The 15,026-nt window shown below is 70.6% G+C and carries 13 protein-coding genes; 3 read left to right on the top strand and 10 right to left on the bottom strand.

Features of this window, described 5'->3' with window-relative positions; all coding sequences use genetic code 11:
• Nucleotides 1–1,107, bottom strand: a complete 1,107-nt coding sequence (locus HS104_15745) for an RNA methyltransferase (protein ID MBE7481419.1) — start codon at nt 1,105–1,107, stop codon at nt 1–3.
• 42 nt (nt 1,108–1,149) lie between these two features.
• Between HS104_15745 and HS104_15750 the strand changes: the two genes are divergently transcribed.
• Nucleotides 1,150–2,046 carry a hypothetical protein gene (locus tag HS104_15750; protein ID MBE7481420.1) on the top strand — a complete coding sequence of 299 codons (897 nt, stop codon included), beginning with the start codon at nt 1,150–1,152 and terminating at the stop codon, nt 2,044–2,046.
• A 199-nt stretch (nt 2,047–2,245) separates the two neighbouring features.
• Here the strand turns inward: HS104_15750 and HS104_15755 are convergent, their stop codons facing one another.
• The 5 genes from HS104_15755 to HS104_15775 all read right to left on the bottom strand — a co-directional run bounded on the left by HS104_15755 (nt 2,246) and on the right by HS104_15775 (nt 5,835).
• Nucleotides 2,246–3,457 (bottom strand): argininosuccinate synthase, encoded by a 1,212-nt coding sequence (locus HS104_15755; GenBank protein ID MBE7481421.1) that lies wholly within the window; start codon nt 3,455–3,457, stop codon nt 2,246–2,248.
• Nucleotides 3,454–4,260 carry a 2-oxo acid dehydrogenase subunit E2 gene (locus HS104_15760; protein ID MBE7481422.1) on the bottom strand — a complete coding sequence of 269 codons (807 nt, stop codon included), beginning with the start codon at nt 4,258–4,260 and terminating at the stop codon, nt 3,454–3,456. Before HS104_15760 ends, HS104_15755 begins: the two co-directional genes overlap by 4 nt.
• The gene (locus HS104_15765; protein MBE7481423.1) at nt 4,257–4,802 is read right to left on the bottom strand and encodes a TlpA family protein disulfide reductase; all 546 of its coding nucleotides are present in this window, start codon (nt 4,800–4,802) and stop codon (nt 4,257–4,259) included. Before HS104_15765 ends, HS104_15760 begins: the two co-directional genes overlap by 4 nt.
• Nucleotides 4,802–5,515, bottom strand: a complete 714-nt coding sequence (locus HS104_15770) for a hypothetical protein (GenBank protein MBE7481424.1) — start codon at nt 5,513–5,515, stop codon at nt 4,802–4,804. Before HS104_15770 ends, HS104_15765 begins: the two co-directional genes overlap by 1 nt.
• Before the next feature lie 89 nt (nt 5,516–5,604).
• Complete coding sequence (locus HS104_15775; GenBank protein ID MBE7481425.1) at nt 5,605–5,835, bottom strand: DUF4911 domain-containing protein; 231 nt, start codon at nt 5,833–5,835, stop codon at nt 5,605–5,607.
• Between the two features lie 395 nt (nt 5,836–6,230).
• Between HS104_15775 and HS104_15780 the strand changes: the two genes are divergently transcribed.
• Together HS104_15780 and HS104_15785 are read left to right on the top strand one after the other, a co-directional pair.
• On the top strand, nt 6,231–7,682 hold the full coding sequence (locus HS104_15780) for a hypothetical protein (protein MBE7481426.1): 1,452 nt from the start codon (nt 6,231–6,233) through the stop codon (nt 7,680–7,682).
• A gap of 64 nt (nt 7,683–7,746) precedes the next feature.
• Nucleotides 7,747–8,985, top strand: a complete 1,239-nt coding sequence (locus HS104_15785; GenBank protein ID MBE7481427.1) for an aspartate kinase — start codon at nt 7,747–7,749, stop codon at nt 8,983–8,985.
• Between the two features lie 224 nt (nt 8,986–9,209).
• On the opposite strand, the gene HS104_15790 is transcribed toward HS104_15785, so the two are convergent.
• The 4 genes from HS104_15790 to HS104_15805 all read right to left on the bottom strand — a co-directional run bounded on the left by HS104_15790 (nt 9,210) and on the right by HS104_15805 (nt 14,979).
• Complete coding sequence (locus HS104_15790; GenBank protein MBE7481428.1) at nt 9,210–11,507, bottom strand: hypothetical protein; 2,298 nt, start codon at nt 11,505–11,507, stop codon at nt 9,210–9,212.
• Nucleotides 11,508–11,647: 140 nt separating this feature from the next.
• Nucleotides 11,648–12,247, bottom strand: a complete 600-nt coding sequence (locus tag HS104_15795; GenBank protein ID MBE7481429.1) for an ABC transporter substrate-binding protein — start codon at nt 12,245–12,247, stop codon at nt 11,648–11,650.
• A 172-nt stretch (nt 12,248–12,419) separates the two neighbouring features.
• Complete coding sequence (locus HS104_15800) at nt 12,420–13,751, bottom strand: two-component sensor histidine kinase (protein ID MBE7481430.1); 1,332 nt, start codon at nt 13,749–13,751, stop codon at nt 12,420–12,422.
• A 13-nt stretch (nt 13,752–13,764) separates the two neighbouring features.
• Nucleotides 13,765–14,979 (bottom strand): type II secretion system F family protein, encoded by a 1,215-nt coding sequence (locus HS104_15805; GenBank protein ID MBE7481431.1) that lies wholly within the window; start codon nt 14,977–14,979, stop codon nt 13,765–13,767.
• Nucleotides 14,980–15,026: the final 47 nt, after the last annotated feature.

Below are 15,026 nucleotides of genomic sequence, written 5' to 3' on the forward strand. Positions count from 1 at the left end.
TCAGCGCACGTCCCAGACCGCGAGCACGCACGACAGGTCGCCGTTCTTCAGGCGGTGGCGCTCGGCGCCGGGCGGCGTGCGAAACGGCGTGTCCGGCCCGAGCAAGACCGCGACCCGATGCCCCGGCCCGAGACGGCCCAGCACCTCGCCGAGCTCGGCGTAGAGCGACCGCCCCGCCGCGAGCCGCTCTCCATACGGCGGGTTCACGATCACCAGGCCCGGCGGCGAAGTGCTGCGCAGGCTCCCGAGCTCGGCGCGCGCGAGCTCGACGTGGGCCGAGGCCCGCTTGGCATTCCGGCGGGCCAGCGCGACCGCGTCCGGATCCCGGTCGAACCCCGACACGCGCGGGCCGCTGTCTTTGACCCGCGCCCGCGCGCGAGCTTTGAGCACGCCCAGACGTTTCTCCAAGCTCGGGTCGAAGCTCGCCCAGCGCTCGAAGCCGAAGCGCGCTCGCGAGAGGCCTGGCGCCACGCCCCGCGCCCACAGATCCGCCTCGATGGGCAGGGTGCCGGAGCCACACATGGGGTCGACCAGCGGCCGCCGCCGATCCCAGCCGCTCATGCGCAAGAGCGCCGCGGCGAGGGTCTCCTTCAGCGGCGCGGTCGAGCCCGGCTCGCGATAGCCGCGCCGGTGCAGCGACTCTCCGACCAGATCGAGCGCGATCGTCACTCTGCCCCGCGCGAGGCGCACGAAGATGCTGACGTCCGGATCCCTCCGATCGACGGACGGTCGCGCGCCGACGAGCGCGCGCAACCGATCCGCGACCGCGTCCTTGGTGCGCATCGCCAGAAACATCGTGTTGTCGAGGCCGGGAGCGGTGCCCACGGCGCTCACTGCCAGCGTCGTGTCGGGAGTCAGGTGCTTCTCCCAGGCGATCTCCCGCGCCGCGTCATACAGGTCGCGTTCGCTCCGGCACGGCGCGTCCGCCAGCGGAAACAGCACGCGCAGCGCGATGCGGCTCTCCAGGCAGACCCGGTAGGCGTCCTCCCAGCGCCCGGACAGCTCGACACCGCCGACCACGCCGCGCACGCGACCCACGTCGAGCTCCGAGAGCTCGTCCGAGAGCGCACGCTCCACGCCCATGGGTGCGGTCACGAAGAACTTCATGAAGTGATCTCGGGTGGGGCAGGCCCGTGATACCCTGAACCGATGCCGCGCGCGACGAAGAGCGCCGTCGGCCGGGTCGCGGCCTGTGTGCTCGCGGCCGCGCTGGCGTTCGCCAAGAGCCTCGCCCCGAGCACCGCGGAGCCCAGGCCCGTGCCGCCTGCGGCCCCGAACGGTCCGCAGAAAGCGCCGGCGCCTCGTTGCCCACCCGAGATGGTCGACGTCGGCGGGCGCTTCTGCGTCGACCGCTTCGAGGCCTCCCTGGTCGATGCCACGAGCGGACGCCGGCTCTCACCGTATTACCACCCGAGCCCGGTGCTCGCGCAGCGGGACCGGCGAGAGTGGGAAGTCCGAGCGCTCGACAAGGGGCCGCTGTCGGCGCGCGCCATCCCCTTGCCGGAGCTGCCCGCCTGGCAGCTCGAGCCGAGCGTGACACCGCGCGCGACCTCGGAGCCCGCGCGGGTCCCGAGCGCCTACCTGGATCTGGAGGCCGCGCGGCTCGCCTGCGCCAACGCCGGCAAGCGTTTGTGCAAGAAGCGCGAGTGGCTGATGGCCTGCCGCTCCGAGCGCGCCACGCGTCACCCATACGGCGAGGCGCTCGATCCCGCGCGCTGCAACCTGGCCGCTCCGACCCATCCGGCCATCGTGCTGCACGGCAAGCACGAGCTCGGCGGTCGCGACCCGCGCCTGAACCTGGTCGAGCACGGCGGTCGCACCTTGCTCCGTCCGACCGGCACGCTGCTCGGCTGCGCCGGGTCCTGGGAGGCCGACGCCGTCTGGGACATGGAAGGCAACCTCGACGAGTGGATCGACGATCCGGCCGGGACCTTCGTGGGCGGCTTCTACGCCCGCGACACCCACTGGGGCTGCGACGCGAAGGTCGAGATCCACTCCGCCGACTACTACGACTACAGCCTGGGTGCGCGCTGCTGCGCGGACTAGGGGGTGTCCCTAGTTCGGCGGGCGATGGCCGCAGGCCGAGCCCTGGGATTGCGTGGGCAGTCTTGCCACGAGCAGATCGCGATCCGACACAGTGGCCGGAGTGCGAATACCGGCCGGGACCGGCGGCGGCTGTTCCGACAGTGTGGAAGCGTCGCGCGGCGTTCGCCGACAGCGGCGGAGTGAGATCGGGGGACACCCCCTAGCGTTTGTTGGCGCGGTCACGCAGCGCGGCCAGCCGAAGGCGCAAGCCCGTCAGGCGGATGAAGCCGTCGGCGTCGCGCTGGTCGTAGACCTCGTCGCGCTCGAAGGTGACGAAGTCCTCGCGGTAGAGGGACGTCGGGCTCTTGCGCCCGACGATGGTCACGTTGCCCTTGTAGAGCTTGAGCCGGACGGTGCCGGTGACCACGTCCTGGATCGAGTCCATCATGTTCTGGAGCATCAGCCGCTCGGGCGCGAACCAGAAGCCACGGTAGACCAGCGAAGAGTACTCGGGGATCAACGAGTCCCGGATCCTGATCTGCTCTCGGTCGAGCGTGATCGACTCCATGGCGCGGTGGGCCCGGTGGAGCACCGTGCCGCCGGGGGTCTCGTAGACACCACGGCTCTTCATGCCCACGTAGCGGCTCTCGCAAATGTCGATGCGGCCGACGCCGTGGCGGCCCGCGATCTCGTTCATGCGCCCGAGCAGCATCGCAGGGCCGTAGGCCTGGCCGTTGATGCTGACGGGGTTGCCCTTCTCGAAGCCGATCTCGAGGTACTCGGGCTCGTTCGGCGCGTCCATCGGGTCCGAGGTCAGGATGAACATGTCCTTCTTCGGCTCGTTCCACGGGTCCTCGAGCACGCCGCCTTCGAACGAGAGATGGAGCAGGTTGCGATCCATCGAGTACGGCTTCTCGGCCGAAGCCGTGATCGGGATGCCGTACTTCTTCGCGTACTCGATGCAGTCGGTGCGGCTCTTGAGCGACCACTCGCGCCAGGGCGCCACCACGCGCACCTCCGGATCGAAGTACATCGCGCCGAGCTCGAAGCGGACCTGGTCGTTGCCCTTGCCGGTGGCGCCGTGCGCGATGGCGTCGGCGCCCGTCTCCGCGACGGTACGCATCATGCCCTCGATGATGCACGGGCGCGCCAGCGAGGTACCGAGCAGGTACTCGCCTTCGTAGATGGCGTTGGCGCGGAGCGCAGGGAACACGAAGTCCTTCACGAACGTCTCGCGCAGGTCCGACAGCACGTAGCTCACGGCGCCGGTCTCCTTCGCCTTCTTCTCGAGCCCGGACAGCTCCTCGGCCTGACCGACGTCGGCGCACCAAGCGACCACCTCGCAGTGGTAGGTCTCGATGAGCCAACGCAGGATGACGCTCGTGTCCAGACCCCCCGAATATGCGAGCACGACCTTCTTGATGGGTTTCACGACAGTTCCTTCTCCGGGTTCTCCAGCACTTCCTTGAAGCGCTTCGCCATGAGGCCGGCCTGATACCCGTCTGCGACCCGGTGGTCAAACGACGCCCCGATGCTCAGCGTCGGGCGCACTACGACCCGCCCCTCCAGCGCCGCCGGCGCGTCCCGGACCGCCCCCACCGTGAGGCAGATGGGCGTGCGCGACGGCGGGAAGAGCGGGGCCTGGCCCACGGTCAGCCCGAAGCCGGCGACGCTGGTCACCATCGCCGAGCCGAAGGCGTCATAGGGGACGCCGAGCTTCGACAGGTTCAGGTCGAAGTCGTAGGTCAAGCGCTCGCCCGCCTGCATGGCGACGCGCACCAAGGCCGGCGGCAGACGCGCCATCAGGCGAGCCGTCTCCTGCGTCGGATGATCCTTCTTCACCCGGATGCGCTCCGCGCGGGTCGAGAGCTCGGACGCGAGCTCGACCAGCGACTTCTCGTCCACGCGGCTGACCTTGGTCCCGGCCAGGTTCTCGCCGCCCTCGAACGCGACCTGGAAGAAGATGTCCACGGTGTCGCGCACGTAGATGCGCCCGCGCCGGATGATGGCGTTGACCTCGGGGCGCGACGCGATGGCCGCCGCCACTGCCTTGCCCACCAGGTGAGTCAGCGTGACCTTGACGCCGCTCTCGTCGCGCACCTTCTCGACGAACGCCAGCGCGCGCGTCGCGTCCACGTCGATGATCCCGTACACGGTCGGGTCCCGCGGGGGTCCCCAGGCGTGGACGGCCATGGTGCGCCACGCGGGCAGGTTCTCGAGGCGGCGGAAGCTCACGGTGGCGGAGCAGAACCGCGACGCGACCCGAGCGCAAGGGCCTGCTCGATGTCGCGGCTGTCCGGCACGCCGCTCCGCCGCCAGACCTCCCGACCGGAGCGATCCAGGACCACCAGCGTCGGCACCTGGCTGATCGTGCCGAACGGGCCGCCACCGGTCAGGGTCAGCGAGTCCGCCATGGCCACCGGGTAGGAGAGCGCGAGGGTCGAGCGGTACGCGGCGGCCAGCTGGGCGTATTTGGGAGCCTCGAGCACGACCGCGCCGGCGTTGGCGCGGGGAACGTGAGAGTGCAGCACGCTCTCCAGCCGCTGCGCCATCACCTGAGAGGCCAGATCGTAGGTGGTGACGAACAGGACGGCGGTCGCCCGGCCGCGGGTGGTGGCGCTCGACAGCTCGGTCCCGTCGGTGGTCCCGAACGCGAACTCGACGGGGGCGCGGCTGGTGTCCGGCCGGTCCGCGGCCAGCGGCTCCGGAGTCGGCCGGCAGCTCGCGAGCCCCGAGAGCAGGATGAGACCAGCAGAAAACCGGGAGAAACGCGGCATCAGGACGACGGGGCGGCGGGTCCGACGCTGTACTCCGGCTCGAACAGATCCGCGAACATCAGCAGCGCTTCGGGGTACTCGCGTCCGCTGCGGCGGTGGGCGAGGACGACCAGCGCGAGCTCGTCCACCAGGAGGCTCAAGCCAGCGCCCTCCAGCCGCACTCCGAACAGCTCGTCGCCCGGCCGCGGCGCGGCCTCGCTCTGGACGATGGGATCGTGGCGGACCCAGTCGAAGCCGACGCCCGGGCGATAGCCGCAGGCCAGGACCTGGACGAAGTCGAGGTAGAGCGGCGAGACGATGGTGGCGATGCGGCTCCCGTCGCTCGACACGCCGGAGAGGGCGCGCATCGGCGTGCCGGGGGTGACCGCTTCCTCGAGCGAGCCGATGGCGGCGGCGATGCGTGCGCGGCGCGCGGGCTCGGACTCGACCGCCAAGAGCGGCGCGTAGACGGCGATGCGCGGGACGCGCAGTCGTTCCGAGTCGTGCTCGAGGGCGCTCAGCCAGAGGTCCCGAGCGTTCGCGTCGAGGGACTTGTAGGCCATGGCTGCGGCCAGCGCGGCTTCGGCGTCGGTCGCCATGGCGTCGAGCCACTCGCACCAAGCCGCGATCACGCGAGGGTCCACGCCGGCGGCGACCGCACTCGGCAGCGCCGACTCCCCAACTGCGCCGGTCGTCGCCGGCTGCGCCCGCCGACCTGGCGGCACCTCGCTCATGGCCGGCCGACCCTAGAGGATCGAGCAAGGGCTCGCAACCGTCTTCGCAGCTTCGCCAAACGTCGAACGACTACGCCGTCTTCGCCTCGTCACGGCTCGATGATCAGGCCGAGCTCGTGCACGAGGTCCGCCAGGACTTCGTCGAGCTCGCGAGCTCTGCTCGCGTGCGCAGCGATGACCAAGTCACCGCCTCGCTCGGCGAACAGCGCACCGAGCCCCTCGCTCGCCTCGAAGATCCCCTTCACGAACACCACGTCGCGGGCACGTACGCGCACGTTGCGGCACACCAGATCTCCGTCCACGAGGGGAGCCACGGACATGGGCGGAAGTTAGCGCGGACTTCGCCCCGAGCCCAATGATCCGCGGGCAGCAGCAGTCTCGATCGGTTCTCCCCGAGTCGATCTGGGTCGCCACCACCGGCGGGGAAGTGGTGACCCGGGACGGGGCGGTAGAGAGGAGCATGGGCCACACAGGAGCAAGCGCCATGTGGCGTAGAACGGGAAACAACAGAGCCTGCGGCGGTCGAGCTCTGCCAGGTGGAAGATGACGTTGGCGCCCAGTGCTTCACCGGCGCCCCCGAATAGCCACACCCTCCGCTCCAGCGCCGGGCCCGTACTGACCTCAATTGCGAATCTGCACCGAGCGGGGCTGCGGGCAGCGCCCGCGAACCCGAGCTGTCTCATCCCCCGGAAACGAGCTAGCTTCCCGGGCCCGCATGGCCGAAGTCGACCCCAACGAAGACACCGAGGAGCTGGAAGAGCTGCCGCCACTCGATCCGTCTTCGGACGAGGAGCACGAAGGGCCAGACGACTCCGAGCTCACGCCGCTCCTGACCCCGCTCGAGGAAGACGTCGATCTCGACGAAGAGCGCGCTGTGCCGGACGTCGATCTCGGAATCGAGGTGCCGGACGAGCCGCCAGACCGGGACGAAGGGCACGAGGTGGTGCTGGACATCCAGAGCTTGCTCTCCCTGGCGGACGAGGACGACCACGACCAAGACGCGGACAGGTCCGGACCGGAACAGCTCGACCCGGCGGCGGACATCTCGGACGTCGACGAGCCGATCGTCGGGTCGCTCGAGGAGGGGACCGACGAGCCCCTCGAGGATCTGGTCTCCGACGACCTGCCCGAGCTCGATGCGGACGAGCCCGGCGGGCTGGACAACGACGCCTCGTGGCTGTCGTCTGACGCCCTTCGCGACGAAGACTTGCCCGAGGCGAGTGAGCGCCCTTGGAGAGTCGCGCGGGTGGACGCCGCGCTCACTGAGCTCGAGGCGCTGGCGCTCGGCGGCGGTCGCCTGTGGGTGGGCGGCCACGAGCTCTGGTCGTTCGAGCGAGACGGGAGCGCGCGGCGGAGCGAGCTCGGCGTCCACGTGCTCGGCCTCACTGCGCTCGGCACAGGCGTCGTCGCGTTGACCCCGGCGGGGCTGCTCGAGGCCGTGACCCCCGGGAGCGAAGCTCGCCGCCTCGGCGGCTTCCGCGAGGCGCTGGGGCTGGCGAGCGACGCACCAGCCCCGCTGACGATAGGCCGTCTCGGAGAAGCCGAGAGCAACGCGCTGCTCGTCGCCGCGGACGAGAGCCGCATCGCGGTGAGCCGAAACGGTGGAGCGAGCTTCGAGGGCGCCGAAGTCGGCGGTCGCATCGTGGCAGTGTCACGCGGCGCTCCGACGCGGCTCGTGGTGCAGGGGGCGGAGGGCCCTGCGTTGCTCGAGCTCGACGCCCAGGGTTTTCGCCGGACCCTTCTCGACGCCGAGGCCGAAGAAGCCGCGGGCGGCGAGCTGGCCCTGCTCGGGTCGCTGGGCGAGGTGGTGGCGGTCGCCAGCCGAGATCGCGGCCTCGCTCTGTCGAGCGACGCCGGTCGCTCGTTCAGCAGGGTTCCCGGATGCCTGCACACGACGGCGCTCGAGCTGGGTACCCGCGAGGGCCGGCCGCGCGTCTGGCTGGCCGTGTTCGTCGAGTCCGAGGAGCGCAGCCTGGTGATCGAGGTGGACGTGGCGACTCGCAGCGCCGAGATCGTCGCCGAGCTCACCGGGGCGGACGACGTCGCCCCGAGCGACGACGACGACGGGCGGGTGTGCGCTCTCGCTTGGGACGCCGATCACGGCTGGCTCTGGGCCGCCGGCCAGAGCGGGCTCTTCCGGCTCGACTCGCCCGCCTCGAGCGCCTGAGCCGGCCCCCGGCCGATTGGCCCCGGACTTGGCCAAGTTTTCTGCGCCGTGGTAGCGGCGTGGCATGGCGATCGTGGTCCAGAAGTACGGTGGGTCGTCCGTCGCGGACATCGGCAAGCTACGCAAGGTCGCCGACCAGGTCGCGCGCGCCCGTGCCGAAGGCCACGACGTGGTGGTCGTGGTCAGCGCCATGGGCAAGACCACCGACAACCTGCTCGGCCTGGCGCGGGAAGCCGCGCTGCCGCCGGACGCGGCGCTGGCGAACGGCACGAGCGCGCCGGAGCCCGCCAAGCGCGAGCTCGACATGCTGCTGTCGACCGGCGAGCGCGTCAGCATGTCGCTCTTGTCGATCGCGATTCAGGCGCGCGGGTACGACGCAGTCAGCTTCACCGGCTCGCAGTCCGGCATCATCACCAACGACCGCCACTTCGACGCCCGCATCATCGAGGTCCGCCCGCATCGCATCGAGGACGAGCTCAGCCGCGGCCGCATCGTCATCGTCGCCGGCTACCAAGGCATGAGCTACAAGCGCGAGATCACCACGCTGGGCCGCGGCGGGTCGGACACCACGGCCGTGGCTCTGGCCGCGGCGCTCGAGGCCGAGCGCTGCGAGATCTACAGCGACGTGGACGGGGTCTATTCTGGCGACCCGCGGGTGATCCCCGACGCCCGTCACCTGCCCGCCCTCGACTACGAGACGATGCAGGAGATGGCGGAGTGCGGCGCCAAGGTCCTGAACGCACAGGCGGTGGAGTGGGCGCGGCGGCACAAGATCGCGATCGTGGCGCGCAAGACCGGCGACCAGCCGGGCTCCCGCGAGACCGTCGTCTCCGCCGCCGCGAGCTCGGACACCGCACGCCGCGCCGTCGTGGTGCAGAAGTGCCTGGCGCTCCTGACGACGCCGCGCGCCGCCGCCGATCGCCTGCTCCAGATCGCCGAGTCCAGCGCGCTACCGCTGGGTGACCTCGGCGTCGGCCCCGGCGAGGTCGCCCTCTGGGCCCCGCTCTTGAACGTCCCGAACTGGGGCGAGGTGAAGTGCGCGCTCGAGGGCGCGCAAATTCCGGGGCTGGTCATCGAAGAGGGGTACGGCTTGCTCAGCCTGGTCGGAGTCGAGGTCGGGACTCGCGCCGGAGTCGTCGCGCAGGGCCTCGGCTGCCTCACGACCTCGCCGCGCTTCGTGTTCAGCCATCCGCTCAGGCTGTCGTGCGTGCTGCCCGACGCCGCGCTCGAACCCGCAGCGCGCACCTGGCACGAGCGTCTCGGCCCCGGCGCAGGCGAGACGGCCGCGCGCTTGATCGCCTAAGGGGGTGTCCCTGATTCCCGCTCCGCGGGCGGCAGCAAACGCCACGCGACGCTTCCGGTCGGTCGAAACGGCCGGCGCCGGTCGCGGCCGGTGCTCGCACTCACGCCTCATTGGCGGATCGAGATCTGATCATGGCCAGACTGCTCGAGTAGTTCCGGGGCTCGGCTGACCGCCGAGCGGCGCGAATCGAGCCGTTCGGTCGCAACCCAAGTAGGGACGCCCCCTCAACCCCCGCTCAGCTCCGCCAACCGCGCGCGGTAGACCTGCGCCTCGCGGACTCGGCCCTCGCGCGTCGCGCGAGTCGAGAGCCGGGTGAGCACCTGGGCCAGTCGGGCCTCCAGATCGTGCCGTCGGTGCCCGGCGATGGTCTCGTGACGCGCGGAGAGCAGCGCGAACAGCTCGTGATCGCGCCCGAGCCGCCAGAGCACGTCCGCCAGCTCGAAGGCCAGCACTTCGTCCGCAGGGTTCGCGCGCACGGCGTTCTCGAGCCGCTCCGCGAGCTCGAGATCCCGCGGGTCCGCCGCCGGCCTCGGGTCTTCGTCTTCCGGTGGCGCGAAGGTGTCCAGCGACGCCGCCTCGCTCGGCTCCGGCGGAGCCGGGGGCAGCGTGTCGAGCCCTGGCGGCGCAGCCGAGTCCTCGCGTTCGCGCTCGCGACGCGCGCGCGCGGCCACCACCGCCGCGACCTCGCGATACGCAGCACCGACGCGCTTGTCGCGGGGCGCGACCCGTAGCGCGACGGCCAGGTAGCGCTCCGCCGCCAGCACGTCACCCTGGGTCTCGCGCTCGAAGCGCGCGGCGTGCAGGAGCCAGTCCGCGGCGCCCTCCGGCGGCTCCTCCGAGAGCTCGACGCGGTCCCGCAGGCGCGCCCAAGCCAGCGAGGCCCCCGCGACGTCCCCGAGGGCCGCGCGCCACTCGGCCTCCAGCGCGGCCGCTTCGATCGCCCGGGGCGAGCCCTGCTTGACCTGACGCACGCGCGCGATCGCCTGTGGCAGATCGGCGAGGTCGGTCGCCAAGAGCTTGGCCATGTCGATCAGCGCGTCGGCGTCGGCGCCGCCGCTGCGCTCCGAGAGGGCCACGGCGCGAGCGAGGAGCGCGAACGCCCGCTGGCTCTTGCCCGCTTCCATCAGCGAGCGCGCGAGACCCGCGGTCGCGACCGCGTCGTCCGGAACGTAGCGCAGGGCGCGCTCGAACAAGCGTCCCGCGTCCTTGACGAAGCCGCGCTCGAGCAGCGCGCGGGCGGCGCGAGCGCAGGCGGCGTGCCGCGCCGCGGCGCCCAGCGCACCCGCCTCCAGGTGCTCCGCGTCGGAGAGCGCGCCGACGACGTCGCCCAGCTCGACCCGCGCGCGCAAGCGCTCCCAGCGCACCCGAGCCAGGCCGGGCGCCGCAGCGACCGCCCGGTCGAGGGCACCCAGGCGTTCGGTCGCGTCCCCGCCCAGCTCCGCCAGTCGGAGCCAGAGCAGCGCGTTGAGGGGCGCGAACGGCTCGCGTTGCACCATTTCTGCGATGGCTTCGGCTGCCCCGAGCGTGTCTCCGGTACGCGCCAGGAGCTCGGCCCCTACCCAGCCGGAGCGCGACGCCGGCAACGTCTCGACGATGAGCCCGAGCGCCGCCTCGGCACGCCCGCCAGCATAGAGGTCGATCTCGCCGATCAACTGGGTGATGTCCGGGTGGCGGGGCGCGCGCTCGAGCGCCGCCACGTAGCCGGCTCGAGCGCGGTCGAGGTCGCCGGTCCCGAGCGCGTCGTCGGCCTCGGCGGTGAGCTCCCCGAGCTCCAGGGCCCGGGCCGCGCTGGCGTGCAACACCGGCGGTTCGAACGCGGAGTCGAGCGCGACTCGGACTTCGTCGCCGAGCGTCTCGAGCTCGCCGAAGCGCACGCGGGTAGTCGCTGGCGCTCTGGCGCCGATGGCGGGCAGCACCGCTCGGGTGAGGCGCTGCGCCACCGCCTTGACGGTGACGATGCGCCCGTGACGCTCGGCCAAGCCCGCGAACAGCGTGTCCACCGCGTGCAGCGCGTGTCCCAGTGCCGGCGCGTCCAGCCCCGCACCTCGCACGTGGCTGAGGACGAAGCGAGCGTCGCCGTGGAGAGGTGCCCAGAGTAGATCGAACGCCAGCGCCCCGCGGGCGCCCGACAGCCCCAGCGCGACGCCCTGAGGCACCGCCCACACCGTGGGGGCCCGCTCGAGCGGCCCGACCACGTCTCGGAGGCGAGGCGTCAGCCACGAGGACAAGAGCGCGAAGCTCGCGCTGATCTCCAATCGCTCGAGCTCGCCGCGGCGATGTCGGAACACGGGGACACCGCCGGACAGGTCCACCGGGAAGCGCAGCCCCGGCAGCGTCGCCGACAGCAAAGTGAGCTCCAGGGGGCCCACCTCCACCGGCTCGTACAGCTCGATACCGAGCGCGCCGCGGGTGGCGGTGAGCCGGAGCGGCACGCGCTGGTCGGCGAGCTCGGGCGCGAGCGCGAGCTCGGCCAGAGGCCCGCTCGGGCTTTCGCCGGGAGACCGCTCGGACTGCGACGCCACTCTGGCACAATCGTATCAGGTCGCTCGCGGCTGGGGGCAACCCGCGCGGGGGCTCTCCCTCGAGCGCTTATCGAAGCACGGGGCCACAAAACGCCTGCGCGGGCCGGAGCTCGGCCCGCGCGCGGCGGCCACCTGGCTGCTCAGGCGCCTTCCTTGTCAGCCTTCTTCTTCATCCGGCGCATCAGCTCGGCGAAGCCGTTCTTCTTGATGACTCGGCCGAACTGGCTGCGGTAGTTGCCCACCAGGCTGGCGCCCTCGGTCACGATGTTCCCCACCACCCAGCGTCCGTCGAGCTTGTGCATGGCGTAGTCGATGTGGACGGGCTCCTCCCGGGAGTTGGTCTTGTTCTTCGCCACCGTCTTGACCAGGACGCCCTTCTTGGCCTCGAGCACGCCCTCGTAGGTGACCTCGTAGTTGAGGGTCTTCTTCAGGTTCTTGCGGTAAGCGTTCTTGACCAGGCGCTTGAGGACGTCCTGGAACTCCTTCTTCTCCGCGTCGCTGCGCTCGTCCCAGTGGCTGCCGAGGGAGTCCTTCGCGAGGGTGTCGTAGTCGAGCAGCTCGTCGAAGATTTGATCCATCTTCTTCCCGTCCGCCGCCTTGCCCTTCTTCAGCTGAGCGGCGAGCTCGTTCTGCTTGGCCTTGAGCGCGGCTTCGGCACCGTCGTCCGCCAGAGCAGGCGACGAGAAGCCGAGCAGCAACGAAAGAACGACCAGAAGCTGGAACCAACGGCGGCGTGACATGCTTTCCTCTTGGGGTCTCCTGTCCCGTATTACGCAACTCGGATGCCAAAGCTTCACTTCGGGGCCTCGACCGTAGAAGATCCGAGCACTTAGTCGCTGAGGGGCGCCGCTGACGACCGCCCCGGGCCAGCCAAACCCCTGATCCGTGAAGCAGGCGCACGCCGACGCTGGTTCACGCCGGCGCCGGCCGGGCCGCAGTCGGCCCGGTGGCCTGGACCGCTCCGAGCTGCACCCGGAACGTCGCCCCCTGGCCCTGTTCGCTCTCCACGTCCAGGGCGAAACCATGGGCGTCGGCAATGGACTTCACCACCGCCAACCCCACACCGGTACCGTGGCTGCGGGTGGTGAAGAAGGCGTCGAACAGCCGATCTCGGGCCTGTTCGTCGATTCCCGGGCCGTGATCCGAGACCGCCAGCGAGGCGCGGTCGTCCTCGACGGCGAGCGTGACGGTCACCACGTCCCCCGCGCTCGACGCCTGCACCGCGTTCCGCACCAGGTTCCAAATCAGCTGCTTCAGCTGGGCGGCATCGGCCCGCACCACCGCCCCCTCCACGCCCTCGTACACGAGGCCGACGTCCGACACCCCTCGCCCGGACTTGGATGCCAGCGACACCACCTCCCTGGCGACCTGCGCCGCGTCCACGTCGGCCAACTCCGGCTCGCGCCGTCGGGTGAGGTCCATCATGTCGGTGACCAAGTCGTCCAAGCGTGCCGCTTCGCGCTGCACGATGTCGCAGAGCTCCTTGTCCTCCTCCGACAGCGCGGGGCTCTCGCGCAAGAGCTGGATGGAACCGGCGATCGAGCCGAGCGGGTTGCGGATCTCGTGCGCCAGGCCCGTGGCGAGGCGACCGAGCGCCGCCATGCGCTCCGCGCGGTCGGCACGCTCCTCGGCCAGGACCAGCCGGCCGCTGGCGATGCGCAAGCGCTCGGCCAGGTACCCGGACAGGAGCGTCACCACCGCCAGCATGAGCAGTGTGACCAGGACGTAGTAGACGAGCTCGTCGCGCGAGAGTCGGTACATCGCCAGCGGCTGATCGGCAGGCGGAACCAGCCAACGCCGCGCCAGCAAGGTGACCAGGCCGATATAGAAGAGCCCCCCGGAGACCGCCGCCACCGCCGCGCCCCGGAGCCCGCTCAGCGCTGCGCCGGCCACGCAGGTCAAGCCATAGAACGAGGTCGCCCCGCTGGCCGCGCCGCCGGACAAGTAGACCAAGACGGTCCAGGTGGCCTGATCGACCACCAGCTGCGCCAGCGCCATGAGCTCGAGCCCGCGGCCACTGCGCAACACGGCGGCGTACACGCCGGCGCTCGCGAACGCGAAGGCCAGGGTCGCCCAGCCGATGCGCACGCTGATGGTCTCCGGGCCCGCGCCGCGCAGGTAGAACGTGCCGATCACCCCCAGCGCTGCCGTGAGGAACAGCAGCCTTGCCGCGGTGACCCAGGCCAGACGCCGGGGCAGCGGCGCGCCCGCGAGCTGTTCCGGGATCCCTAGTCGGACGGGCACGCGCTGCCGGCCGTCAGTCCGCCTTGATGTTACCGGCCAGCGAGAAGATCGGCAGGTACATCGCGATCAGCACCACGCCGACCATGCCGCCCACGCCGACCATCAGGATCGGCTCGATGGCGCTGGTCATCGCGGCCACGGCGATGTCCGTCTCCTCCTCGTAGAAGTCGGCAATCTTGTTGAGCATCTGGTCGAGCGCGCCGGTCTGCTCGCCGACCGCGATCATCTGCACGACCATGTCGGGGAAGACCTTGGTCTCGCTCAGCGGCTCGGCCATGTTCTTGCCTTCGCTGATCTTGGTCCGAACGTGCTGAATCCCCGACTCGATGACGACGTTGCCGCTGGTGCGCGCGCAGATGTCCAGCGCGTCCAAGATCGGCACACCGGACTGGAGCAGCGTTCCGAGGGTGCGGGTGAAGCGCGCCACCGCGATCTTGCGCAGCACCGGCCCCATGATCGGCGCCTTGAGCAGCGCGGAGTGCACGGCGCGTTTCCCGCCGGGCGTGCGGTAGAAGTAGATGAACGAGCCAGTGCCGATCAGCAGCGCGACGACGATGAACGGCAGGTAGCTGACGAAGCCGTGCGACATGGCGACGATGATCTGAGTCAGCTTGGGCAGGGCGTCCTTGCCGCCGCCGAAGTCGGCGAACATGCGCTCGAAGGCCGGGATCACGAAGGTGAGCAGGACCGTCATGACACCGCCGGCGATGACGATGACGATGCTCGGGTAGACCATCGCGCCGCGCACCTGACGGACCAGCTTCTGGCGCTTCTCCAGGTAGACGGAGAGGCGCTGCATGATGGTGTCCAAGATGCCGCCGACCTCGCCGGCGTGAACCAAGTTGACGAACAGCTCGTCGAAGACCTTGGGGTGCTTGCGCAGAGCGTCGCTGAAGGACGCGCCCTGCTCCACGGAGTTCTTCACGTCCCGGAGCACGCCGGCGAAGATCTTGTTGGTCTGCTGGCCGCTCAAGATGTCGAGGCACTGCACCAAGGGCAGGCCGGCGTCGATCATCGTGGCGAACAGGCGGGTGAACGTGACCAGGTCCTTGGTCGTGACGCCGGACCCGATCGTGATCGAGATGTCCTTGGCCTTTTTCTTGACCTTGACCGGGTTGAGCTGCTGCTGTCGGAGGCGCTGATTGACGGCGTCTTCGCTATCCGCCTCCATCACGCCCTTGCGGACTTCCCCCGTTCGGGCGCGCGCTTCCCAAGCAAACTCTGCCATGCTGATCTTGACCGGGTGCCTTTGCCGGCGACAGAAGCATAGCGGCC

The sequence above is a fragment of the Polyangiaceae bacterium genome, assembly GCA_015075635.1.
GTDB lineage: Bacteria > Myxococcota_A > Polyangia > Polyangiales > Polyangiaceae > JADJKB01.

Coding starts and splice junctions, on each gene's coding strand:
- HS104_15770 (MBE7481424.1), bottom strand. CDS start 5,515: ATGAGCGAGGTGCCGCCAGGTCGGCGGGCGCAGCCGGCGACGACCGGC.
- HS104_15785 (MBE7481427.1), top strand. CDS start 7,747: ATGGCGATCGTGGTCCAGAAGTACGGTGGGTCGTCCGTCGCGGACATC.
- HS104_15775 (MBE7481425.1), bottom strand. CDS start 5,835: ATGTCCGTGGCTCCCCTCGTGGACGGAGATCTGGTGTGCCGCAACGTG.
- HS104_15745 (MBE7481419.1), bottom strand. CDS start 1,107: ATGAAGTTCTTCGTGACCGCACCCATGGGCGTGGAGCGTGCGCTCTCG.
- HS104_15795 (MBE7481429.1), bottom strand. CDS start 12,247: ATGTCACGCCGCCGTTGGTTCCAGCTTCTGGTCGTTCTTTCGTTGCTG.
- HS104_15750 (MBE7481420.1), top strand. CDS start 1,150: ATGCCGCGCGCGACGAAGAGCGCCGTCGGCCGGGTCGCGGCCTGTGTG.
- HS104_15780 (MBE7481426.1), top strand. CDS start 6,231: ATGGCCGAAGTCGACCCCAACGAAGACACCGAGGAGCTGGAAGAGCTG.
- HS104_15765 (MBE7481423.1), bottom strand. CDS start 4,802: ATGCCGCGTTTCTCCCGGTTTTCTGCTGGTCTCATCCTGCTCTCGGGG.
- HS104_15805 (MBE7481431.1), bottom strand. CDS start 14,979: ATGGCAGAGTTTGCTTGGGAAGCGCGCGCCCGAACGGGGGAAGTCCGC.